At 64.0% G+C, this 21,885-nt stretch carries 22 protein-coding genes; 16 read left to right on the forward strand and 6 right to left on the reverse strand.

Annotation, left to right across the window (positions count from 1 at the left end):
* Positions 1-16 precede the first annotated feature (16 nt).
* From HCN50_RS29225 to HCN50_RS29235, 3 genes are all read right to left on the reverse strand, one after another.
* Positions 17-1,336 (reverse strand): Spy/CpxP family protein refolding chaperone, encoded by a 1,320-nt coding sequence (locus HCN50_RS29225; RefSeq protein WP_171713339.1) that lies wholly within the window; start codon positions 1,334-1,336, stop codon positions 17-19.
* Positions 1,337-1,519: 183 nt separating this feature from the next.
* Positions 1,520-2,488 (reverse strand): tripartite tricarboxylate transporter substrate-binding protein, encoded by a 969-nt coding sequence (locus HCN50_RS29230; RefSeq protein WP_376700337.1) that lies wholly within the window; start codon positions 2,486-2,488, stop codon positions 1,520-1,522.
* 82 nt (positions 2,489-2,570) lie between these two features.
* Positions 2,571-3,644 carry a tartrate dehydrogenase gene (locus tag HCN50_RS29235; RefSeq protein WP_171713341.1) on the reverse strand — a complete coding sequence of 358 codons (1,074 nt, stop codon included), beginning with the start codon at positions 3,642-3,644 and terminating at the stop codon, positions 2,571-2,573.
* A 236-nt stretch (positions 3,645-3,880) separates the two neighbouring features.
* On the opposite strand from HCN50_RS29235, the gene HCN50_RS29240 reads away from it, so the two are divergent.
* Positions 3,881-4,786 carry a LysR family transcriptional regulator gene (locus tag HCN50_RS29240; RefSeq protein ID WP_171713342.1) on the forward strand — a complete coding sequence of 302 codons (906 nt, stop codon included), beginning with the start codon at positions 3,881-3,883 and terminating at the stop codon, positions 4,784-4,786.
* 137 nt (positions 4,787-4,923) lie between these two features.
* Here the strand turns inward: HCN50_RS29240 and erpA are convergent, their stop codons facing one another.
* Positions 4,924-5,253, reverse strand: coding sequence for an iron-sulfur cluster insertion protein ErpA (gene erpA / locus HCN50_RS29245; RefSeq protein ID WP_171713343.1), 330 nt, complete (start codon positions 5,251-5,253; stop codon positions 4,924-4,926).
* 104 nt (positions 5,254-5,357) lie between these two features.
* Between erpA and HCN50_RS29250 the strand changes: the two genes are divergently transcribed.
* The 12 genes from HCN50_RS29250 (at position 5,358) to surE (ending at position 17,305) form a co-directional block, all read left to right on the forward strand.
* Complete coding sequence (locus HCN50_RS29250; protein WP_171713344.1) at positions 5,358-6,566, forward strand: deoxyguanosinetriphosphate triphosphohydrolase; 1,209 nt, start codon at positions 5,358-5,360, stop codon at positions 6,564-6,566.
* A gap of 10 nt (positions 6,567-6,576) precedes the next feature.
* A complete protein-coding gene (gene argS, locus HCN50_RS29255; protein WP_171713345.1) occupies positions 6,577-8,379 on the forward strand; it encodes an arginine--tRNA ligase in 1,803 nt (600 codons plus the stop codon).
* A 116-nt stretch (positions 8,380-8,495) separates the two neighbouring features.
* Entirely contained in the window at positions 8,496-9,989 is a 1,494-nt protein-coding gene (locus HCN50_RS29260; RefSeq protein ID WP_171713346.1) for an SPOR domain-containing protein, read from the forward strand.
* 47 nt (positions 9,990-10,036) lie between these two features.
* Positions 10,037-11,059, forward strand: a complete 1,023-nt coding sequence (nagZ, locus tag HCN50_RS29265) for a beta-N-acetylhexosaminidase (protein WP_171713347.1) — start codon at positions 10,037-10,039, stop codon at positions 11,057-11,059.
* Positions 11,056-11,883 (forward strand): segregation and condensation protein A, encoded by an 828-nt coding sequence (locus HCN50_RS29270; RefSeq protein ID WP_171713348.1) that lies wholly within the window; start codon positions 11,056-11,058, stop codon positions 11,881-11,883. The genes nagZ and HCN50_RS29270 overlap by 4 nt, the downstream gene beginning before the upstream one ends.
* An 18-nt stretch (positions 11,884-11,901) precedes the next feature.
* Positions 11,902-12,639, forward strand: a complete 738-nt coding sequence (scpB, locus tag HCN50_RS29275) for an SMC-Scp complex subunit ScpB (RefSeq protein ID WP_171713349.1) — start codon at positions 11,902-11,904, stop codon at positions 12,637-12,639.
* 168 nt (positions 12,640-12,807) lie between these two features.
* Complete coding sequence (locus HCN50_RS29280; RefSeq protein WP_171713350.1) at positions 12,808-13,050, forward strand: twin-arginine translocase TatA/TatE family subunit; 243 nt, start codon at positions 12,808-12,810, stop codon at positions 13,048-13,050.
* Between the two features lie 119 nt (positions 13,051-13,169).
* A complete protein-coding gene (gene tatB, locus HCN50_RS29285) occupies positions 13,170-13,688 on the forward strand; it encodes a Sec-independent protein translocase protein TatB (RefSeq protein ID WP_171713351.1) in 519 nt (172 codons plus the stop codon).
* Positions 13,685-14,500 carry a twin-arginine translocase subunit TatC gene (gene tatC / locus HCN50_RS29290; protein ID WP_171713352.1) on the forward strand — a complete coding sequence of 272 codons (816 nt, stop codon included), beginning with the start codon at positions 13,685-13,687 and terminating at the stop codon, positions 14,498-14,500. The genes tatB and tatC overlap by 4 nt, the downstream gene beginning before the upstream one ends.
* A gap of 213 nt (positions 14,501-14,713) precedes the next feature.
* A complete protein-coding gene (gene serS / locus HCN50_RS29295; protein ID WP_171713353.1) occupies positions 14,714-16,045 on the forward strand; it encodes a serine--tRNA ligase in 1,332 nt (443 codons plus the stop codon).
* A 12-nt stretch (positions 16,046-16,057) separates the two neighbouring features.
* Positions 16,058-16,441 (forward strand): hypothetical protein, encoded by a 384-nt coding sequence (locus tag HCN50_RS29300; protein WP_171713354.1) that lies wholly within the window; start codon positions 16,058-16,060, stop codon positions 16,439-16,441.
* 96 nt (positions 16,442-16,537) lie between these two features.
* Entirely contained in the window at positions 16,538-17,305 is a 768-nt protein-coding gene (surE, locus tag HCN50_RS29305; protein WP_171713355.1) for a 5'/3'-nucleotidase SurE, read from the forward strand.
* A gap of 125 nt (positions 17,306-17,430) precedes the next feature.
* Here surE and HCN50_RS29310 read toward each other — a convergent pair whose 3' ends face one another.
* On the reverse strand, positions 17,431-17,808 hold the full coding sequence (locus HCN50_RS29310; RefSeq protein ID WP_171713356.1) for a response regulator: 378 nt from the start codon (positions 17,806-17,808) through the stop codon (positions 17,431-17,433).
* Positions 17,809-18,053: 245 nt separating this feature from the next.
* Between HCN50_RS29310 and HCN50_RS29315 the strand changes: the two genes are divergently transcribed.
* Both HCN50_RS29315 and HCN50_RS29320 read left to right on the forward strand, forming a co-directional pair.
* Positions 18,054-18,698, forward strand: a complete 645-nt coding sequence (locus HCN50_RS29315; RefSeq protein ID WP_446471646.1) for a protein-L-isoaspartate(D-aspartate) O-methyltransferase — start codon at positions 18,054-18,056, stop codon at positions 18,696-18,698.
* Positions 18,699-18,807: 109 nt separating this feature from the next.
* A complete protein-coding gene (locus tag HCN50_RS29320) occupies positions 18,808-20,166 on the forward strand; it encodes a peptidoglycan DD-metalloendopeptidase family protein (protein WP_171713357.1) in 1,359 nt (452 codons plus the stop codon).
* 137 nt (positions 20,167-20,303) lie between these two features.
* Here the strand turns inward: HCN50_RS29320 and HCN50_RS29325 are convergent, their stop codons facing one another.
* Positions 20,304-21,287 carry an ATP-binding protein gene (locus tag HCN50_RS29325; RefSeq protein ID WP_171713358.1) on the reverse strand — a complete coding sequence of 328 codons (984 nt, stop codon included), beginning with the start codon at positions 21,285-21,287 and terminating at the stop codon, positions 20,304-20,306.
* A 194-nt stretch (positions 21,288-21,481) separates the two neighbouring features.
* Here HCN50_RS29325 and yajC point away from each other — a divergent pair, with 194 nt between their 5' ends.
* On the forward strand, positions 21,482-21,844 hold the full coding sequence (gene yajC, locus HCN50_RS29330) for a preprotein translocase subunit YajC (protein ID WP_171713359.1): 363 nt from the start codon (positions 21,482-21,484) through the stop codon (positions 21,842-21,844).
* The last annotated feature ends 41 nt before the right edge of the window (positions 21,845-21,885 follow it).

Below are 21,885 nucleotides of genomic sequence, written 5' to 3' on the forward strand. Positions count from 1 at the left end.
ACTCATAACCGGACGTTCACGGCGCCCGTTCTGGTCCGATCAGCTCGAATTGAAACTTCTGCTCATCACTCAGGGTCGCATAGAAGTCTTCCAGCGCGTCACTCACCAGGTTGATGGCTTGTTGCAGGGTACCCAGTCGACCATCCACTGCGGCGAGGCGAGCGGGGGGCGTGATCGCATCGTTCGGCTTACATTCATAGCTCAGCATTTCGACAGCTCTGGCGCTGGCACGTTGCATCCGCCCAAGCGCGTCGCGTTGCGCATCGGTCGGGCGCAGCCTGGCCTCGATCTCGCCAGCCGGCCATTGCAACGCCGCTGGTAGCGACGTTTCGCAGCCCGCGGCCGGCGCCTTCATGGCCCCATTTGCGGATGCCGTCTTGAGCTGATCATCAGCGAGTGCGTTGAATTGGGTTTTCTGCTCGTCATTCAGCAGATCATAAAGTTCCGCCAGCGGCGGCTCCAGGGATATCACTGCACTGAGAATGGCCGCAATGCGCTGCTGCATCAGAGCCAATCGGGCCGGCGCCGTTGATGCGGGCTGCATCGGACAAGATGCCTGAATGATCTGAGCGGCCGAGTTCGACGCATCGGCAAGACGGTCCAGCGCGCCCCGTTGCGCCTCGGTCGGCTGAATCGCCCGCTGAATCCGATCAATGGCTAGACTGGTGGTCTCGCGGCCGGCATCACCGCAGAGCTGCTGCAGCGACGGGATCCTTTGTTCTCTTCGGCCGGAAGGGCCCGGCGCCATGTAGGCCGCTAGTTCGTCACGGCCGTAAGGCCCAAAGATTCCGGCATAGATGTCGGGGTAGCCGTAGTCCCAGAAGCCCATGCCATCGGCGAGGATGGCATAGCCATAAATATCATTGTAGGCGAACGGCCAGAACAGCGGCCCAACCCAGCCATATCCGCCATGGCCATGCGACCACCATCCGTCGGTCGTGTTACGGTCACCTTGCCAGTGAGCAAGCGCGGCCGTCGCGGCAATCTGCCTGCGTGCCGCAGGGTCAGTGAATAGCTTGCCAACAACCAATCCCTCGTCGCCGGGGGGCTGGTTCGTCGCGGAGGGGATATTGTGTGACGCGCTGGTTTGTGACGGGCTGTTTTGTGAGGGGATGCTTTGTAAGGCGACGGGCGCGTTTCGGATCCGGCGGACGTGCGCCCGGCGGTGATGCGCGGGGCGGCTAAGAAACAGCCCTGGCGCAAGCAGGCGGGCAAACGCGGATTTCACGCCGCCAAGCGGGCCGAGACCAAAATGTCCGCGCCCTTTCGCCGTGGCGGCGCTCGACAGCGCGGTCACCAGTACGACAGCGATCACTGTAACGCCGAACTTCGACATGGCATCTCCCGTGCCAAGCCTTGGCCGCGTCACTTATGACGCCGCTGAGGACCGAAAGTTCCTTGTAGGCAATCACGTCGTTTCACCAGGCCCGAGCGGCGCATACAGTCTGCCCAGCTCGAAGCAGTGACGGAGCAGTTAAGTCCGTACCGTCTCGAAGGACCTACGTATAGCGGCGGGCGCTCAATCCGCGAACTGACCCGCCGCCTTGATGATCGGCGCCCAGCGATCGACCTCACTGATCAGTTTCGCTTTCAAGGCCTCGGGCGTCGCCTCGTTCTGCGGCACGGGCTCCGTGTTGATGTCGTTGAACCGCTTGACCAGATCAGGGTCGCGCAGCGCCTCCTGCAGCGTCTTGGACAGCTTTTGAACGATCTCGTCGGGCGTTCCCTTTGGCGCGTAGATGCCGTGCCAGGCACCGACTTCAAAACCCTTCAGGCCGGCTTCGTCGGCAGCCGGCAGATCGGGCATCGCCGCCAGCCGTGTCTTCGTCGTGATGGCGTAGGCCTTTACCAATTTGGACGCGATCGGACTGGTCGTGTTGGTGGTCTGGTCGCAGGAGAGGTCGATCTGCTTGGCAATCAGGTCGTTCATCACGGGCGCGTTGCCCTTGTAGGGCACGGTGAGGATTTCCTTGCCGACGGCCGTCATGAACAGCATGCCACAGAGATGCGACGCGGCGCCAAGCCCTGCATTGCCAAACGTCATCTTGTCGCCGTTGGCCTTGATGTAGGTGACGAGCTCGGCCAGCGTATTCGGCGGCAAATCGGGGCGGCCGATGATCGTCATCGGCGCGTTGGTGACGAGTCCGACAGGCGCGAACGCCGTCTTGGTATCGTAGGCCAGCTTGCGGTAAAGCGTGGCGGCCGTCGAGATGCCGATGTGGTGGATCAGGAGTGTATAGCCGTCCGGCTCTGCGCGCGAGGCCCGGGTTGCGGCGATCGTGCCGCCGGCGCCGGTTGCGTTTTCGATGACGATGGTCTGACCCAGGATTTTCGACATCGATTGCGCCGTCACCCGCGCCGCCGTGTCGGTGGCGCCGCCGGCAGCGAAGGGGACCAACAGCGTGATCGGCCGGTTCGGGTAGGTCTGCGCGAGGCTACCCGAACTGATCATTGCGAACGCCAGCGCTATGGCGATTGTCTTGTTCATTTTCATTTGCACCTCCCTTGTTCTGATTTATCTCGCGGGCTTTTTGCCTCGCGACCGATCCGTCATGGCGTGTGACTGCCTGTCACACGTTGGAGCTATGGATCGCCTCCACGACAGCGTCTGTGACATCCTTGGTCGTCGCGGTGCCGCCGACGTCAGGCGTGGTGATGCCGGCGCCCGTCACCTTCTCCACCGCGCGCATCAGCCGCGCCGCGGCTTCAGTCTCGCCGAGATGTTCGAGCATCTGCGATGCCGTCCAGAAGCTGGCGACCGGATTGGCGATGCCCTTGCCGGTGATGTCGAACGCCGAGCCGTGGATCGGCTCGAACATCGACGGAAAGCGCCGTTCCGGATCGATGTTCGCAGTCGGCGCCACGCCGAGGCTGCCGGCCAGTGCACCGGCGAGATCGGACAGGATGTCGGCGTGAAGGTTGGTGGCGACGATGGTGTCGAGGCTCTGCGGCTTCAGCGTCATCCGCACCGTCATCGCGTCGACCAGCATCTTGTCCCAGGCGACGTCTGGAAATTCCTTCGAGACCTCGCCTGCGATCTCGTCCCACATCACCATGCCATGCCGCTGCGCGTTCGATTTGGTGACGACGGTGAGGAGTTTTCGCGGCCGCGACTGCGCGAGGCGGAACGCGTAGCGCATGATGCGCTGGACGCCGACGCGGGTGAAGACGGCGACTTCCGTGCCGACTTCCTCCGGCAGGCCGCGATGCACCCGGCCGCCGCAGCCGGCATATTCGCCTTCGGAGTTTTCACGCACGATCACCCAGTCGAGGTCGCCGGGCCCGGCATGGCGCAGCGGCGAGGTGATGCCGGGCAGGATCCGGGTCGGCCGGACATTGGCGTATTGATCAAAGCCCTGGCAGATCGGCAGGCGCAGGCCCCACAGCGTGATGTGATCGGGCACGTCGGGCGCGCCGACCGCGCCGAAATAGATCGCGTCGAATTTCTTCAGTGTGGCGAGCGCATCGGTCGGCATCATCACGCCGTGCTTGCGGTAGTAGTCGGAGCCCCAATCGAAGGTATCGACGTTGAACTTCACATCGCCGAGCCGCTTCTGAAGAGCCTCGAGTGCCTGCACGCCGGCGGCGATCACCTCGGGGCCGATGCCATCGGCAGGGATGGCTGCGATTGAATATTCACGCATCGAAATCTCCTTAAGGAATGGCCGTCGCCCGCGCTCTATCCCCGTCATTGCGAGGAGCAAGGCGACGAAGCAATCCATCTCTCCATTTGCGGCGCGATGGATTGCTTCGCTGCGCTCGCAATGGCGGGGCGGGCGCTTGCGGGTCTTACTCTCGGAGCATCCTGCGGCCGCCGCAGTCGCCAGGCAACCACCTCGCATTTATACAAAAAATTGATATAATCGCCGCGGGAGGGCCGATGGACCTGCATCACTTGCGCTGCTTCGTGGCGACCGCCGAGGAACTGCATTTTGGGCGGGCGGCGCAGCGGTTAGACATGCTGCCGTCGGCGCTTGGCCGCTTCATCCGGCTTCTTGAAGAAGATCTGGGCACGCGGCTGATGACGCGCACGACGCGAAGCGTCGCGCTGACCGACGACGGCGCCCTGCTGCTGAAGGAGGCGAGGGCACTGCTGGCGCAGGCCGATGCGCTCGCCGGCAAATTCCGCACGCGCGGGCGGAATCGCGCCCCGAGCATCCGCGTGGGCGCGATCGACAGTGCCGCCGCGGGGCTGTTGCCGCGGCTGCTGCACGATTTCCGGAAGCGCCGGCCCGACGTCACCGTGCAACTGGTCGAGGACAAGACCGTGCGCCTTTTGCCACGCCTGTTGTCCGGCCGGCTCGATCTCGCCTTCGTGCGTCCGCCGCAGCGGCCCGACAAGCGGCTGGAGTTTCTGTTTCTGTTGCACGAGACGGCGGTCGTCGCGGTCGCGGAGCGTCATCCGCTGTCACAGCGCATGCGCGTCACCATCGCCGATCTCGAGGAGACGCCGTTGATCGTCCCCGAACGCCGTTCCCGTCCGCACAGCCACGACCTCACCATGAAGCTGTTCGCGGAAGCCGGGCGCGAGGCGCGCATAGCCCAAATTGCCGATGAGAAGCAGACCATCGTCAATCTGGTCTCCGCCGGCCTCGGCGTTGCCATCGTTCCGCGCTGGACGTCGCGCATGGCAACCCGCGGCGTGCGCTTCATCCGCCTTGCGGCTTCCGACATGAACAAGCTGCCGCTCGCCGCCGCCTGGACCCGCGGCACGCGCGATCCGGTCAGGGATGACGTATTGGCGATGCTGAAAGCCGACCTGCCGCGCTACGCGCGCGAGGCTTAGCCGCTCCCATCATCGTCCGCGAAAGGCGACGATCCAGTATTCCAGAGGCCGGAATGATTGAACGGACAAGCCGCGGCGTACTTGATACCCCGCCTTCGCGGGGTATGACAGTCAATGTGATGAGACGCAGTCTCTTCTCAGATCGAAAAGCTGGTTCCGCAGCCGCACGACGCCGTGGCATTCGGGTTGACGACGCGGAAGGAGGCGCCGATCAGGTCGTCGACGAAATCGACTTCGGAGCCGGCGAGGAACGGCACCGAGGCCGGGTCGACTAGCACCACCGCGCCCTCGCGGGCGATCACGAGATCGTCCTCGGCCTTGGCGTGGTCGACGTCGAACTTGTACTGGAAGCCGGAGCAGCCGCCGCCCTCGACCGAGATGCGCAGCATTGCGCCGTGGCCTTCGGACTTGAGGATTTCGCCGATGCGGCGGGCGGCCCGCTCGCTGACGGTGATCGCAGCAGTCATGACAATCGTCTCCGGCCCGTCATACCCAATTCATTTGGTATGGCGGCTCAAGCATAGTTAAGTGCGTAATGTCGCGGAATCAAATGGATAAGGACTAAAAAATCGTGTCGGTCGGAATGGCTGCCCCCCGTGCGCCTTATGGCTGCGACCCCGATTCCAGCCGCGGCCGGCTGTTCGCGGAGCCGCCGAGCCGGACCCGCAGCCCGTTCCGGCGCGATTGCGACCGCGTGATCCATTCCACCGCGTTCCGGCGGCTGAAGCACAAAACCCAGGTGTTCGTGTTCCACGAGGGCGACCATTACCGCACGCGGCTGACCCATTCGCTGGAAGTGGCGCAGATTGCCCGCGCTCTGGCCCGCCAGCTTGGCTTGGACGAGGACCTGACCGAAACGCTGGCGCTGGCCCACGACCTCGGCCATCCCCCGTTCGGCCATGCCGGCGAGCGGGCGCTCGACAAATGCTTGAAAGCCCATGGCGGCTTCGATCACAACGCACAGGCGCTGCGGGTGGTGACCTCGCTGGAGCACCGCTATCCCGAATTCGACGGGCTGAACCTGACCTGGGAATCGCTCGAAGGCATCGTCAAGCACAATGGTCCACTGACGGCGCGGGACGGGGCCGCGGCCGGGCCTTACCGCGACAGCGGCATTCCCGTCGGCATTGCCGACTTCAACGAAAAATTCGATCTGGAGCTATGGAGCTACGCCTCGCTGGAAGCGCAGGTCGCGGCGTTCGCCGATGACATCGCCTATGACGCGCACGACATCGACGACGGCTTGCGCGCCGGATTGTTTGCCGTCGACGACCTCAAAGTGATGCCGCTGACGGAAGCGATCATCGCCGAGATCGACCGGCATTATCCCAATCTCGACGACGCCAGGCGCGGCGCGGAATTGGTGCGCGAATTGATTTCCTACATGATCGGGGCGGTCATGTCGGAAGCGGGCCGGCGGCTTGCGGCGGCGAAACCGCAATCGGCGCATGACGTCCGCCACCACCATCTGCCGCTGATCGCGTTTCCGGCTCACGTCGAGGAAGAGGAGGCCGCCATCAAGGCGTTCCTGAAGCAGCACATGTACCGCCATCACCGGGTGATGCGGGTGATGGGCGAGGCGGAAGGCATCCTGTTCGACCTGTTCGCGCGCTACCAGAATTCGCCGGGTGACCTGCCGGCGGAATGGGTGGAGGATACCGAGCGCGTCACGGACGGCGAGCGGGCGCGCCGGATCGGTAATTTCATCGCCGGAATGACCGATCGCTACGCCCTGATGGAGCACCAAAGGCTTTTTGACTCGACCCCGGATTTGCGTTAGGCGGCGCCCCATGTCCGATAAGTCCGATAAGCCAGCTTCACAACACCTGTTTGCCGACGCGCTGGTGCGCGTGCAGGCGATCTGTGCCGCACTCGCGGCCGAAGGCCAATGGCCTGCCGGCGTCGATTTCTCGCGCATCGTGGTCGAGCCGCCGCGCGATGCCAGCCATGGGGACATGGCGACCAATGCCGCGATGGTGCTGGCCAAGGACGCCAAGGTCAAACCGCGCGATCTCGCCGATAAAATCGCGGAAAAATTGCGCGCTGACGATCTGGTGGATGCCGTCGGGGTCGCGGGCCCGGGCTTCATCAATCTCACCCTCAAGCCGCAGGTCTGGGCGAACGAGCTGCTCACGATGCTGCGTGAAGGCGTATCCTACGGCAAGAGCACCCTCGGCCGCGGCGCAAAGGTCAATGTCGAATACGTCTCGGCCAATCCGACCGGGCCGATGCATGTCGGCCATTGCCGGGGTGCGGTGTTCGGTGACGCGCTGTGCGGTCTCTTGGAGTTTGCGGGCTACGACGTTACGCGCGAATACTACATCAACGACGCCGGCGCGCAGGTCGACGTGCTCGCGCGCTCCGCATTCCTGCGTTATCTCGAAGCGCTCGGCGACATCATCGGTGAGATTCCGGAAGGGCTTTACCCCGGCGACTATCTCGTTCCGGTCGGGCAGGCGCTTGCCGCCGAGCATGGCGACAAACTCAAGGCGATGCCGGACACTGCGTGGCTCCCGACCGTGCGCGCCAAGGCGATCGCCATGATGATGGACATGATCAAGGGCGACCTCGCCGCGCTCAACATCAGGCATGACGTATTTTTCTCGGAACGGTCGCTGATCGAGACCGGCAACAACAAGGTCACCGAGACCATCGATTTCCTGCGCGCCAAGGGCGACATCTACGAGGGGCGCCTGCCGCCGCCGAAGGGCAAGCCGGTCGAGGATTACGAAGACCGCATCCAGACGCTGTTCCGCGCCACCGCCTATGGCGACGACGTCGATCGTCCCTTGATCAAGTCGGACGGCTCCTACACCTATTTCGCCTCCGACATCGCCTATCACAAGAACAAGGTCGATCGTGGCTTCCTCGACATGATCGACGTCTTCGGCGCCGACCACGGCGGCTACATCAAGCGCATGCAGGCGGCGGTGAAGGGCGTCAGCGGCGGCAAGGCCGCGCTCGACATTAAGGTGGTGCAGCTCGTGCGACTGCTGCGTGCCGGCGAACAGGTGCGGATGTCAAAACGTTCCGGCGACTTCGTCACGCTGCGCGAGGTGGTCGACGAGGTGGGGTCCGACGCGGTGCGGTTCATGATGCTGTTCCGCAAGAACGACGCGTTGCTCGATTTCGACCTTGCCAAGGTGCTCGAGCAATCGAAGGACAATCCCGTCTTCTACGTCCAGTACGGGCATGCCCGTGGGCATTCGATTTTCAAGAATGCCCGCGAGGTCGTTCCCGAGCTGCCCGAGGACGATGAGGAGCGGCGCGCCTGGCTGGGCTCCGCTCTGGTCGAACGGCTGACTGATCCGGCCGAAATGGACCTTTTGAAACGGCTGGCGCTTTATCCCAGAATAATCGAGGCGGCGGCCGCCGCACATGAGCCGCACCGAATCGCTTTTTATCTATATGATTTAGCCAGTGAATTTCATGCGTTATGGACGAAGGGGCGGGACCTGCCCTATTTACGCTTCATTATGACTAATGATGCAGAGATCACGAGGGCGCGACTGGCTATGGTCCAGGGCGTCGTCTCGGTTCTGGCATCGGGCTTAGCCGTTCTCGGCGTCCACGCTCCGACCGAGATGCGGTAGGCAGGGGCGAAGGCCTTCACGGATGGGGGTTCGTGGGGGTATCTGGCAGGAGCCGCTCGTCATGGTTTGTTTGACATGGCGGGTTGGCGCTGTCCCGTAGGGGATGCATCATCACGATGGCTGATCGATATCAGGACCGACCTTTTCCCACCGCCGACCAGGGTCGCGGCGAGAGCGATCCGCTTGCGGAGCTCGCAAGGCTGATCGGGCAGAACGATCCGTACGGAGCCGCCGCTCCCAAGCCTGCGCCGCGCCCGCTGCAGTCGCGGGCCAACGTGCGGGCGCAGCAGTATGATCCGCCGGAACACCAGCTCGACGCGCCGCCGAGCCCGCCGTCATGGATGCAGCGTGCGCGCCACGAAACCCCGCTGCCGCCGGTGCCTCCGCCCTTGCCGCAGGAGCAGGGGTTCGAGGACGAACCGGCTTACCAGCCGCAGCCGGTGCATCCGTTGCACCGCTACACGGCCCAGCATCAAGCGTCCGCGCAGCACTCGGACTCGCAGGATTATGACGATACTCCGCAGCAATATGCCGACGAGCCGCAGCAGGATCCGTCACGCTACGACGAGGCGCTGTATGGGCGGCTGGAAAACGGCGAGCACGACTATCAACGCGATCCGGCCTATCCGGACGATCCCTATGCGTATCAGGGCGAATACGAGGAAGAAGAGCCGGCGCCGAAAAAGCGCTCTAGCGGCCTGATCACGGTCGCAGCGGTCCTGACGCTGGCCGTGGTCGGAACGGGCGCCGCGTTTGCCTATCGCACCTATGTCGGTTCGCCCCGCTCCGGCGAGCCACCGATCATCAGGGCCGACAACAGCCCGACCAAGGTGGTGCCGGCGCCGTCCGATGGCGGCGCTGCCAAGAGCCCGGATCGCATGCTGCCCGGCGATGGCGGCGAGAAGCTGGTGTCGCGCGAAGAGACGCCGGTCGACGTCAATTCGCGGTCCGGCGGTCCCCGCGTGGTATTTCCGCCCTTGAACCAGAACAATAGCCCGCCGCCGGTCGCGAGCGTGTCTCCGTCCGGTCTGCCGCTCGCAAACGGCGCGAACGGCACCATGTCAAACAACGAGCCGCGCCGGATCAAGACGCTCGCGGTCAAGGGCGACCCCGCCGACAATGGCGGCGTCCCGGCAGGCGCCAGCGCGCCGCCGCCGAGGCCAGCGCCGACGACCCGCAGCGCCGCGGCTGCCCCGCCGCCGGCTCCGGCCGCACCGCCGGCGCGTAATCCTGCCTCCGCCAATGCCAGCGCCAACGCGCCGATGTCGCTGGCGCCGCAGGGCGAACCCGCTCCGTCACCCTCACCGCCGCCAACGCGGGTGGCCGCGACCAATCCGACCCAGCCGGCAGCCCCCTCCGGTGGCGGCTATCTGGTCCAGGTCTCCTCGCAAAAGAACGAGGCTGACGCGCAGGCGTCCTATCGCGCGCTGCAGAGCAAGTTCCCGAGCGTGTTGGGGCAGCATTCGTCGATGGTGAAACGCGTCGATCTCGGCGAAAAGGGCGTCTATTACCGCGCTTTCGCCGGTCCGTTCGGGTCGTCGGAAGAGGCAGCGCAGGTCTGCAACAACCTGAAATCCGCCGGCGGGCAGTGCTTCGTCCAAAGGAATTAACGGCGGTTTCCTTGACCCGGGGGCTGCGAGGGGCCTAATCGGCCCCCATGACAAGCCGCGCATTCATCACGGGCGTATCGGGACTGGAGCTGACCGCTGCGGAGCGCGAATTCATCCGTGGCGAGTTGCCATGGGGCTTGATCCTGTTCAAACGAAACGTCGAGGCGCCGGATCAAGTATCTGCGCTTGTTGATGAATTCCGGAGCCTCGTAGGCGAGGCGGACGCCCCCGTCCTGATCGACCAGGAAGGCGGCCGGGTGGCCCGGCTCGGACCGCCGCACTGGCCCGTCTATCCGCCCGGCGCGACCTTCGGTGCGCTCTACGAGCTCGACAAGGCGCTTGGGCTACGGGCGGCGTGGCTGAGCTCGCGCCTGATCGCGGCGGACCTGAGCGACCTCGGGATTACCGTCGATTGCCTGCCGCTGGCGGACGTGCCGGTGGCGGGCGCCGACGCCGTGATCGGCAATCGAGCCTATGGAACCGAACCGGGCAAGGTCGCGGCGATCGCTCGCGCTGTCACCGGTGGCCTGAAGCGGGGCGGCGTGCTGCCCATCCTGAAGCACATTCCTGGCCACGGCCGGGCCACCGCGGATAGCCATTTTCGGCTGCCGACCGTTGATACCTCGCGGGAAGAGCTGGAACGGACCGATTTCGCGGCCTTTCAACCGCTGGCGGACCTGCCAATGGCGATGACCGCGCATGTTGTGTTTAGTGCGATTGACCCGGTCCAACCCGCGACGACATCTGCGACAATCATCGGAGAGGTGATTCGCGCCGGAATTGGGTTCCAGGGATTGTTGATGAGTGATGACGTGTCGATGAATGCCCTGGCGGGATCGATCACTGACCGGACCCGCGCCATCCTCGATGCCGGCTGCGACATGGTCCTGCATTGCAACGGCAAGCTCGACGAGATGCGCGACGTGGCGCGCGAGACGCCGGAACTGGCAGGCGAGGCCTTGGCACGCGCCAAGCGGGCGCAGGCCTCGCGCAAGCCGCCCGAGCCCTTCGACCGGCAGGCGGCACGGGCCGAACTTGAAGCGTTGATGGATCGGATAGGGACGGCATGACGGCTGAGATTCTATCGTTTGAAACCGGACGGCCCGCCGAGATCACCGAAGGCGAGCCGGCGCTGGTCGTCGACGTCGAGGGCTATGAGGGCCCGCTCGACCTGCTGCTCACGCTGGCGCGGCAGCAGAAGGTCGATCTCGCCAAGATTTCGATCCTGGCGCTGGCCGACCAGTATCTGAACTTCATCGAGGCGGCGCGAAAGATCCGCCTCGAACTCGCGGCCGACTACCTCGTAATGGCCGCCTGGCTCGCGTTTCTGAAGTCGCGGCTGCTGCTGCCCGAACCGGCGACGCCGGACGGGCCGAGCGCCGAGGAGATGGCCACGGCGCTCGCCAACCGGCTGCGCCGGCTCGAAGCCATTCGCGAGGCCGCCAACCGGCTGATGAACCGGCCGCAGTTCCAGCGCGATATCTTCCCGCGCGGCAATCCGGAAACGATCGCCGAAATCAAGCACCCGAAATTCACCGCGACGCTGTTCGACTTACTGACCGCCTATGCCACGCAGCGGCAGCAGCGCGTGCTGGCGACCGTGCATCTCGCCAAGCGCACCGTGTGGTCGCTTGCCGAAGCGCGCGCCTCGCTGGAGCGACTGGTCGGCATGGCCGAGTCCGAGGACTGGAGCTGCCTCGACGATTACCTGCTCACCTATGTGGTCGACCCCTCGCAGAGAGCCACCGTGTTCGCGTCGAGCTTTGCCGCCGCACTCGAACTGGTGCGCGAGGGTGAGATGGAACTGAACCAGAAAGAGGCGTTCGCGCCGCTGTATTTTCGGAAGCGTCCGCCGCAGGCAGCAATGCCTTCGCCGAATATGACGGTCGAGTAAGTGGAAGGAGATCTAGCCATGGCAAGCCTGGCGGAAAAACGCATGGAAGATGCCGAGGACCATCCCATCGACCAGAATCAGAATACCGATCAGGCGGCGCGGCCCGAGGAATTGCGGTTGCTCGAAGCGCTGCTGTTTGCCTCCGCCGAGCCGATCGATCAGGCAACGTTGGCCAAGCGAATGCCCGACGGCGTCGACGTCAAGGCGGCGCTGGCGCAACTGCAGGCCGAATATGCCCCTCGTGGCGTCAATCTGGTGCGCGTCGCCAACAAATGGACGTTCCGCACCGCCGGCGATCTGTCCTGGCTGATGACGCGCGAGAGCACGGAGACGCGGCGGCTGTCGCGCGCGGCGATCGAGGTGCTCGCGATCATTGCCTATCACCAGCCCGTGACCCGCGCGGAGATCGAAGAGATCCGGGGCGTGGTCACATCAAAGGGAACGCTGGATGTGCTGCTCGAAACCGGCTGGATCCGCCCCCGCGGCCGTCGCAAGACGCCGGGCCGGCCCCTGACATTCGGCACCACCGAAGCGTTCCTGTCGCAATTCAGCCTGGAGGCGTTGAGCGACCTGCCGGGCCTGGAAGAGCTGAAGGGTACGGGGCTACTGGATTCGCGGCTGCCTTCCGGCTTCAGCGTTCCGACGCCATCGGACGACGTGGCACTCCGCGAAGATGAAGATCCGCTGGAGGCCGGCGACAATCTGGAACTGCTGCTGGCGCCGGCTGCCGAGCCTGAAGAAGGCGGCGGCAGCTAGTTCCGATGGCTTCGCCGATTATTCGCTGAGGCGGGGTTAATAATAGCCATAATACGTAGCCCCGACAGCGATTTGCCGCGGGATGGGTCCTTGTTTTTGACACCCCGCGGGCCTACCTTCCGCGAAAGCTTGGCCGGAAGCCGGCCGTCTCTTTTGGAGGGTTGCAGGATGGGTTCGCTTAGCATTTGGCACTGGATCGTGGTGATCGCAGTGGTCCTGCTGCTGTTCGGCCGCGGCAAGATTTCGGACCTGATGGGCGATGTCGCGCAGGGTATCAAGGCCTTCAAGAAGGGCATGCAGGACGACAGCAAGGAAGCCGAAAAACCCGCCGAGCCGGTGAAGACCATCGATCACAATTCGGCACCGGCGCCGACGGCAGCGCGGACGGATGTCGGCAGCAAGGCCGTCTGAACCAGGCATCTTGAACCAGGCGTCGCCTGAAAGACGCCGGTTGAGACGAGGCGCGGACGGCTCCAGATCTTGCTATTGATGGATTGGGGCGCGGACGTCTCGCGCAAGCGGAAGAATTCATGTTCGACATCGGGTGGAGTGAACTGGTCGTCATCGCGGTTGTCGCGCTGATTGCCATCGGCCCGAAAGAGCTGCCGGGCGTGCTGCGCATGGTCGGGCAATGGATGGGCAAGGCGCGCAAAATGGCCGCCGAATTCCAGGGCCAGTTCCAGGAAGCCATGCGCGAGGCCGAAATGGCCGACCTCAAGAAAAGCTTTGAAGAGGTCAAGGACACCGCGACCGCGCTTTCGCCCGGCAACCTCATGACTTCATTGCAGAAGGATGTCGACGACGCCCTGCAGATCGGCGACATCGACAAGCCCGCCACACAAGCCAACGACGCGCAGGTGGCGTCCGCAATCGGCGAGCCGGTTACGCCGACGACGCCGGCCGCCCCGATGCCCGAAACCTTCGTAGAAGCCGAGGCGCATAGGGCCGCTTCCGAGCCGCTGGCGATCACGCGCGAAGTTCACGCGCCGGTTCACCAGAACGTTGCGCCTGCGGCACCTGACGTTCTCAAGGACGCCAAAGCGTCATGACCATCGAAGACATCGAGGCCAGCAAGGCGCCATTGATGGATCATTTGATCGAGCTGCGCTCGCGGCTGATCAAGGCACTGCTCGGCTTCGGCATTGCGTTCATCTTCTGCTTCTTCTTCGCCAAGCAGATCTACAACGTGCTGGTTTGGCCGTTCGTCTGGGTTGCGGGCGCCGAGAATTCGAAATTCATCTACACCGCGCTGCTGGAATATTTCCTCACGCAGTTGAAGCTCGCGCTGTTCGGCGCCGCCTTCATCTCGTTCCCAATCGTGGCCACGCAGATCTACAAATTCGTGGCGCCCGGCCTCTATAAGCACGAGCGCGGCGCGTTCCTGCCGTATCTGATCGCAACCCCGTTCTTCTTCGTGCTCGGCTCGCTGCTGGTTTATTTCGTGGTGCTGCCGATGCTGGTGCGGTTCTCGCTCGGCATGCAGCAGATGGGCGGCGAGGAGAGCGCACAGATCCAGCTATTGCCCAAGGTCGGCGAATATCTGTCGCTGATGATGTCCTTGATCTTCGCCTTCGGCGTCGCATTCCAACTGCCGGTCATCCTGACGCTGCTGGGGCGGATCGGCATCATCACCTCCCAGATGCTGCGCGAGAAGCGGCGCTATTTTATCGTCATCGCCTTCGTCATCGCGGCCGTGCTGACGCCGCCCGACGTCATCAGCCAGGCCTCCCTCGCGATCCCACTGCTGGCGCTCTATGAGGGCGCAATCATCGCGGTCCGGATGGTGGAGAAGAAGGCCAGCGCCGTGCAGGCCTCGACCACGTCCACCAGTCCACCTCCGGAAGCCAATCCGGCAGAGTAGGGCGCTTATCGTGCTCCCGCAACTGACGGACATTCCCCGCGAAAGCGGGGAATCCAGTACGCCGCGGCTTAGCGGATCTATCTCGAACGGCTCTGGAATGCTGGATCAACCGCTTTCGCGGGTGATGACGAGTGTGGTACTTGGGGCGCGCTGTAAACAATCAACATAAGTGTTGAATGTTTACGGGATGATGATCTCAGGACCCGAACCCTCATGCACGACATCAAATCGATCCGCGATAACCCGCAAGCCTTCGATGCCGCACTGAAGCGCCGCGGGCTGGCGCCGTTGTCGGCCACGCTGCTGGCGATCGATGAAAAACGCCGTGCGGCGATCCTGGTGTCCGAGCAGGCGCAGGCGCGGCGCAATGCAGCTTCGAAGGAAATCGGCGAGGCCAAGAAGGCCAAGGATGAGGCACGCGCCAACAAGCTGATGGCCGAAGTCGCCGAACTCAAGACCACGATGCCGGAGCTCGAGCTGGCGGCGAAGAGGGCCGACGAGCAACTGGCGAACGAACTGGCCGCGATTCCGAACCTGCCGTTCGACGACGTGCCCGAAGGCACCGATGAGCATGGCAACGTGCAGCGCCACGTCTATGGCAAGATCCGCAACTACGCCTTTACGCCGAAGCCGCATGACGATCTCGGCGACGCGCTCGGCTACATGGATTTCGAGGCTGCCGCAAAACTGAGCGGCGCGCGCTTTGTGGTGCTGAAGAAAGGTCTCGCGCGGCTGGAGCGCGCGATCGGCCAGTTCATGCTTGATCTCCATACAGGCGAGCACGGCTACACGGAGGTCAACCCGCCGCTCCTGGTGCGCAACGACGTCATGTTCGGCACCGGCCAATTGCCGAAATTCGAGGACGACCAATTCTGGGCCATCAAGGGCGAACTGCTTGCAGCTCCCGACGAACGCCTGAAGACCGAACGTCTCGGTCTTATTCCCACCGCCGAAGTCTCGCTGACCAACCTCGTCCGCGAATCCATCGTCGATGAAAAAGAACTGCCGATGCGGCTCACCGCGCTGACGCCCTGTTTCCGCGCCGAAGCGGGCGCCGCGGGCCGCGATACCCGCGGCATGATCCGGCAGCATCAATTTACCAAGGTCGAGCTGGTCTCGATTGCAACGCCCGAAACCAGCCGCGACGAGCATGAGCGCATGCTGTCCTGCGCCGAGGAAGTGCTGCGCCGGCTCGACTTGCATTACCGCGTGATGACGCTGTGCTCCGGCGACATGGGCTTTTCCGCGCAAAAGACCTACGACATCGAGGTCTGGATGCCGGGGCAGGGCGAGGGCGGGGCTTACCGCGAAATCTCGAGCTGCTCGGTGTGCGGCGATTTCCAGGCGCGCCGCATGGATGCGCGCTATCGCGCTTCCGACGGCAAGCCGCGTTTCGTGCATACGCTGAACGGCTCCGGCACCGCGGTCGGCCGCGCCCTGATTGCGGTGATGGAAACCTATCAGCAGCAAGGCGGCTCAATCGCCGTGCCCGATGTGCTGCAGCCCTATATGGGCGGCATCAAGGTGATCGAGCACGACAAATAGCTGGAGCAACCAATGCCCCTGCACCGCGACATTCTTTGGATCGGGAGGCAATGGGCTGTTACCGGCCATGGAATGCAATTGATCGATCAGCGCCTGATGGGCGCCTTCGATATCGAAGTAGCCCGCCTGTGGGATGACGATCTGATCGCGCGCATGCATGCCAGGGAGTGGCTCAATGCCGCCGATTTCGACAAGGGCCTGGCCATTGCGCGAACGCGGCATAAGCGGCCGGAGGCGGGATCGGCAGCCGTAGCGGCGCCGGTTTCGGCGATCGGGCCGAGTTCGTCGCCGCCGCCTTTCGAATCGGCAGGACAGGCCGCGCCAGACCTGCGGATGAAAATCGATGGCGGCGCCAGATTCGTGCGCCCCTGGCGTGTCTGGATGAAGAAAACATAAGGAAATGCGCCGGTTTGCCTCAGCCGCGATAGCCGGATAAGACGACGCCCAAAGGCAAGAGCCCGCCTCGATCCGAACCAGAAGGCATTTTGACGGATGCGAATTCTCTGCACCAATGACGACGGCATCCATGCGCCGGGTCTGAAGATCGTCGAGGAGATCGCCCGCGCGTTGTCTGACGACGTCTGGATCGTGGCGCCGGAGCTCGATCAGTCTGGCGTCTCGCATTCGCTGTCGCTGAACGATCCTTTGCGCTTGCGCGAAGTTGGCCCGCGTCATTTCGCGGTGCGGGGCACGCCGACCGATTGCGTGATCATGGGCTCGCGCTACATCCTCGGCGAGAAGTTGCCCGATCTCGTGCTGTCCGGCGTCAACAAGGGCCGCAACGTCGCCGAGGACGTCGTCTATTCCGGCACCATCGCGGGCGCGCTCGAGGGCACGATTCTCGGAATCCCGTCATTCGCGCTGAGCCAGGAATTTTCCGTCGAGACTCGCCACGCGCCGCTGTGGGACACCGCGCTGAAATTCGGGCCCGACATCCTGCGCAAGGTGATCGACGCCGGCGTGCCGAAGAACACCGTGATCAACGTCAATTTTCCCGCCTGTACGCCCGAGCAGGTCAAGGGCGTCCGTGTGACGCGCCAGGGCAAGCGTAACCTCGGCTTCCTCAAGGTCGACAAGCGCCACGACGGTCGCGGCAATCCCTATTTCTGGATCGGCTTTGAACGTGCCGCGACGATGGATGCGCCGGCCGAAGGCACCGATCTCGCCGCGCTTGCGGCGCGCTACGTGTCGGTCACGCCGCTGCGGCTGGACCGTACGGACGAGGCGTTCTCGGAAGAATTGACGACGACGCTGAAGTGACGCGAAGCGTCATACCCGCGAATGCGGGTATCCAGTACGCCGCGGCTTCTCGGTTCTTTCACAGGTCTCTGGGATACTGGATCATCCGCTTTCGCGAGGGATGACGGCTGAGTTTGTGGACGGACCTAAACCGGTGCGCTCTTCAGCGTCGATGCGATCACTTGGGCCAGCGTTTCGAGCTGGAATGGCTTCTGTAGCGCGGGGCGATCGCGATATTCCTGGGGCAGGCCGGAGGAACCGTACCCGGTCGCAAAGATGAACGGACGGTTGCGCGCCGTGATCAGCTCGGCCACCGGCGTGATTACCTTGCCGTTGACGTTGACGTCGAGAATGGCGAGATCGAAGTCGGTCGACTGCACCAGTTTGACCGCTTCGCCGATTTCGCCGGCCTCGGCAGCTACGCTATGGCCCAGCTCTTCCAGCATGTCAGCGACCATCATGCGGATCATCACCTCGTCTTCAACGAGGAAAACAGAACAGCCCGCCGGCCGTGTCGCTACCATGATGGATTCCTTGCCCTTCCGAATGTCAGGTTCGCAAAAAACGTCCCGTGGCGCAATGTCGGCTTGGGCTCGCCGGCCCAGCAAGGATTCCCCGGTGAAGGATTTTCCGTAACGCCGGAATGTCATGGCAGTTCCGAGGGCTGGAACCAAAATTTTGAGGAAATTCTTCCTTAAGTGCAAAGAGGCTATTACATCTCGGCGAAGCCTGAGCATTGGACGGGCGGAAAGCCCGCCACGAGACCGCGATGTCGCAAGAACCGCCCGAGAAGATGATGTTTCAGCTCACCCTGCGGCGGCGCGGGATCAGCGACCAGGCGGTGCTGCGCACCATGGAAGAGGTGCCGCGCGAGGCCTTTGTGGCGGCCGGCGATCGTGGTCATGCCTACCGCGACAGCGCGCTCGGCATCGCCTGCGGGCAGACCATCAGCCAGCCCTTCGTGGTCGCCTACATGACCGAGCAGTTGCAGTTACAGAAGCACCACAAGGTGCTCGAGATCGGCACCGGCTCCGGCTACCAGGCCGCGGTGCTATCGCGGCTGTGCGCCCATGTCCTGACCATCGAGCGCTACCGGACGCTGGCGGATACGGCTCGCGCCCGGCTTGAGCAGCTCGGTTACTACAACATTGAGGTGATGCTCGGCGACGGCTTCGACATCCCGGCGGGCGCCGGCGATTTCGACCGCATCATCGTGACGGCTGCAATGGAGCAAATTCCCGAAAAGCTGCTGCAGCGGCTGCTACCAGGCGGCATCCTGATCGCACCGGTTGGCCCCCATCACGGCACCCAGACCCTGGTCCGGATGACCCGGACCGACAGCGGTTTCGACCGCAAGGAACTGGTCGACGTCCGCTTCGTCCCGGCCCTGCCGGGAATTGCGCGCGAGCTGTAGAATCCCGGATTGGCGGTTCCTGCCAACATCTTATTCCAAGGGTTAAGCGGTTATTTACTCGGTACGTGTTTACTCAAAACAGTATTTTGTTGCGTACGAGTGAGTAACCATGTCCCGTCTCGCCGAGTTGCTTCGCTCGCGTCGGGTGCCGCAAGTCGCGGTGCTGGCGCTGATGTCGGTCGGCTTTGCCGGCTGCAGCGCCGATATGCAGACGCGCTTTTCCGACAGCTCGTTCTCCAATCCCTTTGCCTCTCAACCCGAAGCGACCGGTTCGGTCCGCACTCCCGCTGCCGAACGCCATGAGCGGCCGCAGGCCCAGGTCCCGCAATACCAGTCGCAGGCCCTTCCGCCGCCCGCGGTGGCTGCGCCGCCCGCTTACCCCACCAGTTCAGGCGGGGTGTCGGGGGGAGGGCGCGGGATTTCGTCCTACGCGCCGCCGTCCCATCCGCCCATCGAAACGACTGCCGCAGTGCCGCCGCGCTCGGTCGCGGCTTCGCGTCCGGCTCCGCAGGCCGGCACCACGATCATCGTGGGCACCAGCGACACGCTCGATATTCTGGCGAAGCGCTACAACGTTTCGGCCGCAGCGATCCTGCAGGCCAACGGCTACAAGGGCCCGCGCACGCTGTCGCCCGGCCAGCAACTGATCATTCCGCGGCAGACGGCGGTGGCGCCCGCGCCGGCACTCGCGCCCGCGGCCAGCAAGCCTGTCACCGCTGCGGCGGCAGCGCCGAGCGTCCACGTCGTCAATCGCGGCGATACGCTGATGAGCATCGCGCGGCGCAATCAGATTTCGGTCTCCGAACTCGCCCGCGCCAACAATCTCGACCAGTCCGCCAAGCTCAGCCTTGGCATGAAGCTTACGGTCCCTGGTTCGAAATCCACCGCGGCCGCTGCTCCGGCGGTGCAGCCTGTCGCCGCAGCCCCCGCCCAGCCGGTTGCACCGGTTGCAGCGCCCGCCACCAAGGTGGCCGCGGCCGGCGGCCCGCAGCAGAGCGCGCGGCTCGCGCAACCGACCACCAATGTTGCCGAGGAGAAGCCTGCTGCCGAACCCGCCGCCGTCAAGCCCAGCGAAGCCACCGGCGCGCTACCGACCTTCCGCTGGCCGGTGCGGGGCAAGGTGATCACCAGCTATGGCGCCAAGACCAACGGCAAATCGAATGACGGGATCAATCTGGCCGTGCCGGAAGGCACGCCGGTGAAGGCGGCGGAAGATGGCGTGGTCGCCTATTCCGGCAACGAGCTCAAGGGTTATGGCAACCTGGTTCTGGTGCGGCACTCCAACGGTTATGTCACCGCATATGCCCATGCGAGTGAACTGCTGGTGAAACGCGGCGATACGATCAAGCGCGGCCAGATCATTGCCAAGTCGGGTCAATCGGGCGAGGTGGGGTCGCCGCAGCTCCACTTCGAGATCCGCAAGGGTTCGTCGCCGGTTGACCCGCTGCAATTCCTGAATGGGGCGTAAGCGCTCGCCACACCTACAACTCCGGGCGATCCAGTATTCCAGAGCAGTTACGGTTACACCGTGAAGCCGCGGCGTACTGGGTCCCCGCCTTCGCGGGGGACGACAGCGGAGCGTTTGGCGTCCTGCGCGCCTCAGTCCTACTTCCCCGCCAGCCTCACGCCTAACCGCCCCGCCAGCTCCTGTGTGAACTGCCAGGCGACGCGTCCCGAGCGGGAGCCGCGGGTCGTCGACCACTCCAGCGCTTCGCGCTCCAGCTCTTCGTCGCCGATCTTGATGCCGAAATGGCCGCAATAGCCGCGCACCATGGCGAGATACTCGTCCTGACTGCAACGGTGAAAGCCGAGCCAGAGGCCAAACCGGTCCGACAGCGATACTTTCTCTTCGACCGCTTCGCCCGGATTGATCGCGGTCGAGCGTTCGTTCTCGATCATCTCGCGCGCCAGGAGATGCCGCCGGTTCGAGGTGGCGTAGAGGATCACGTTGTCGGGCCGTCCCTCGATCCCGCCTTCCAGCACCGCCTTGAGCGATTTGTAGGAGGCGTCGTTGCCATCGAAGGAGAGGTCGTCGCAGAACACGATGAAGCGGAAATCGGAGCTGCGCAGGAGGTCCATCAGGCCGGGCAGGCTCTCGATGTCCTCGCGGTGAATCTCGATCAGCTTGAGCCGGTCGGCCGGCTTGCGCTCGATATTGATGCTGGCATGCGCGGCCTTCACCAGCGAGGACTTGCCCATGCCGCGCGCGCCCCACAGCAGCGCATTGTTGGCCGGCAGGCCGTCGGCAAAGCGCTCGGTGTTTTCGATCAGGATGTCGCGCATCCGGTCGATGCCCTTGAGCAGGCCGAGCTCGACGCGGCTGACGCGCGGCACCGGCGACAGGCGCCCATCCGGGTGCCAGACGAAGGCGTCGGCCGCGCCGAACGACTCGGGGCTGGTCGCCGCCGGCGCGGCCGCGGAAAGGTGGCCGGCGATGGCTTCCAGCGCGGTGGCAATCCGCTCGGCGGTGGTGCCGTTGAGCGCGTTTGCCGGACCTTTTGTCGCGGTTTTTGCTGATGCCCGCGAGGCGGCCTTGGGGGTGGCGCGGGGCGCAGTTTGAGCCCCAGTTTTCCTGGCTTTTTTCGACATTTCCGGAGTTCCTGACGGCGCAGCCTTAACGGGCCTTGGAAGGTCTCGCAAGCGGCCTAAATGAGGGGGCGGCCAACGTTGCAATTGGGCCCGCCGCCGCTATAGTCCGCGCGAATTTGCCCGGACCGGCGACATGCCCAGGCCGTGATGCCCAGGCATGGCCGGTTCTTTTCCGTCTTACGAGGATTGTTCGAATGCTGATAACCCCTGCGTACGCCCAGGCTGCAGCCGGCGGCGATGCCAACAGCATGTTGATGTCGCTGCTGCCGTTCGCACTGATCTTCGTGATCATGTACTTCCTGATTCTGCGGCCGCAGCAGAAGAAGATCAAGGATCACCAGGAACTGGTCAAAAACATCCGCCGCGGCGATACCGTGGTAACCTCGGGCGGCCTGGTCGGCAAGGTGACCAAGGTGGTCGACGACGACCAGATCGAGTTCGAAATTTCCGAAGGCGTCCGCGTGCGCCAGATGCGGCAGATGATTTCGGGCGTTCGCGCCAAGGGCGAGCCGGCCAAGGAAAAGAGTGAGGCCAAGGACGAGACGTCCGCGAGCTGAGTTTTCCGCGCCGCTTGCCGCGGCGCATTTTCCTGGATCTG

The organism is Bradyrhizobium archetypum (assembly GCF_013114835.1).
GTDB classification, from domain to species: Bacteria; Pseudomonadota; Alphaproteobacteria; order Rhizobiales; family Xanthobacteraceae; genus Bradyrhizobium; species Bradyrhizobium archetypum.

Excerpts from the sequence above, each read along its gene's own strand:
- HCN50_RS29320 (WP_171713357.1), top strand. The coding sequence starts at position 18,808 with ATGTCCCGTCTCGCCGAGTTGCTTCGCTCGCGTCGGGTGCCGCAAGTC.
- HCN50_RS29300 (WP_171713354.1), top strand. The coding sequence starts at position 16,058 with ATGCCCCTGCACCGCGACATTCTTTGGATCGGGAGGCAATGGGCTGTT.
- tatB (WP_171713351.1), top strand. The coding sequence starts at position 13,170 with ATGTTCGACATCGGGTGGAGTGAACTGGTCGTCATCGCGGTTGTCGCG.
- nagZ (WP_171713347.1), top strand. The coding sequence starts at position 10,037 with ATGACAAGCCGCGCATTCATCACGGGCGTATCGGGACTGGAGCTGACC.
- serS (WP_171713353.1), top strand. The coding sequence starts at position 14,714 with ATGCACGACATCAAATCGATCCGCGATAACCCGCAAGCCTTCGATGCC.
- HCN50_RS29260 (WP_171713346.1), top strand. The coding sequence starts at position 8,496 with ATGGCTGATCGATATCAGGACCGACCTTTTCCCACCGCCGACCAGGGT.
- scpB (WP_171713349.1), top strand. The coding sequence starts at position 11,902 with ATGGCAAGCCTGGCGGAAAAACGCATGGAAGATGCCGAGGACCATCCC.
- argS (WP_171713345.1), top strand. The coding sequence starts at position 6,577 with ATGTCCGATAAGTCCGATAAGCCAGCTTCACAACACCTGTTTGCCGAC.
- yajC (WP_171713359.1), top strand. The coding sequence starts at position 21,482 with ATGCTGATAACCCCTGCGTACGCCCAGGCTGCAGCCGGCGGCGATGCC.
- HCN50_RS29310 (WP_171713356.1), bottom strand. The coding sequence starts at position 17,808 with ATGGTAGCGACACGGCCGGCGGGCTGTTCTGTTTTCCTCGTTGAAGAC.
- erpA (WP_171713343.1), bottom strand. The coding sequence starts at position 5,253 with ATGACTGCTGCGATCACCGTCAGCGAGCGGGCCGCCCGCCGCATCGGC.
- HCN50_RS29315 (WP_446471646.1), top strand. The coding sequence starts at position 18,054 with ATGTCGCAAGAACCGCCCGAGAAGATGATGTTTCAGCTCACCCTGCGG.
- HCN50_RS29270 (WP_171713348.1), top strand. The coding sequence starts at position 11,056 with ATGACGGCTGAGATTCTATCGTTTGAAACCGGACGGCCCGCCGAGATC.
- tatC (WP_171713352.1), top strand. The coding sequence starts at position 13,685 with ATGACCATCGAAGACATCGAGGCCAGCAAGGCGCCATTGATGGATCAT.
- HCN50_RS29225 (WP_171713339.1), bottom strand. The coding sequence starts at position 1,336 with ATGTCGAAGTTCGGCGTTACAGTGATCGCTGTCGTACTGGTGACCGCG.
- HCN50_RS29240 (WP_171713342.1), top strand. The coding sequence starts at position 3,881 with ATGGACCTGCATCACTTGCGCTGCTTCGTGGCGACCGCCGAGGAACTG.
- HCN50_RS29325 (WP_171713358.1), bottom strand. The coding sequence starts at position 21,287 with ATGTCGAAAAAAGCCAGGAAAACTGGGGCTCAAACTGCGCCCCGCGCC.
- HCN50_RS29235 (WP_171713341.1), bottom strand. The coding sequence starts at position 3,644 with ATGCGTGAATATTCAATCGCAGCCATCCCTGCCGATGGCATCGGCCCC.
- HCN50_RS29280 (WP_171713350.1), top strand. The coding sequence starts at position 12,808 with ATGGGTTCGCTTAGCATTTGGCACTGGATCGTGGTGATCGCAGTGGTC.
- surE (WP_171713355.1), top strand. The coding sequence starts at position 16,538 with ATGCGAATTCTCTGCACCAATGACGACGGCATCCATGCGCCGGGTCTG.
- HCN50_RS29230 (WP_376700337.1), bottom strand. The coding sequence starts at position 2,488 with ATGAACAAGACAATCGCCATAGCGCTGGCGTTCGCAATGATCAGTTCG.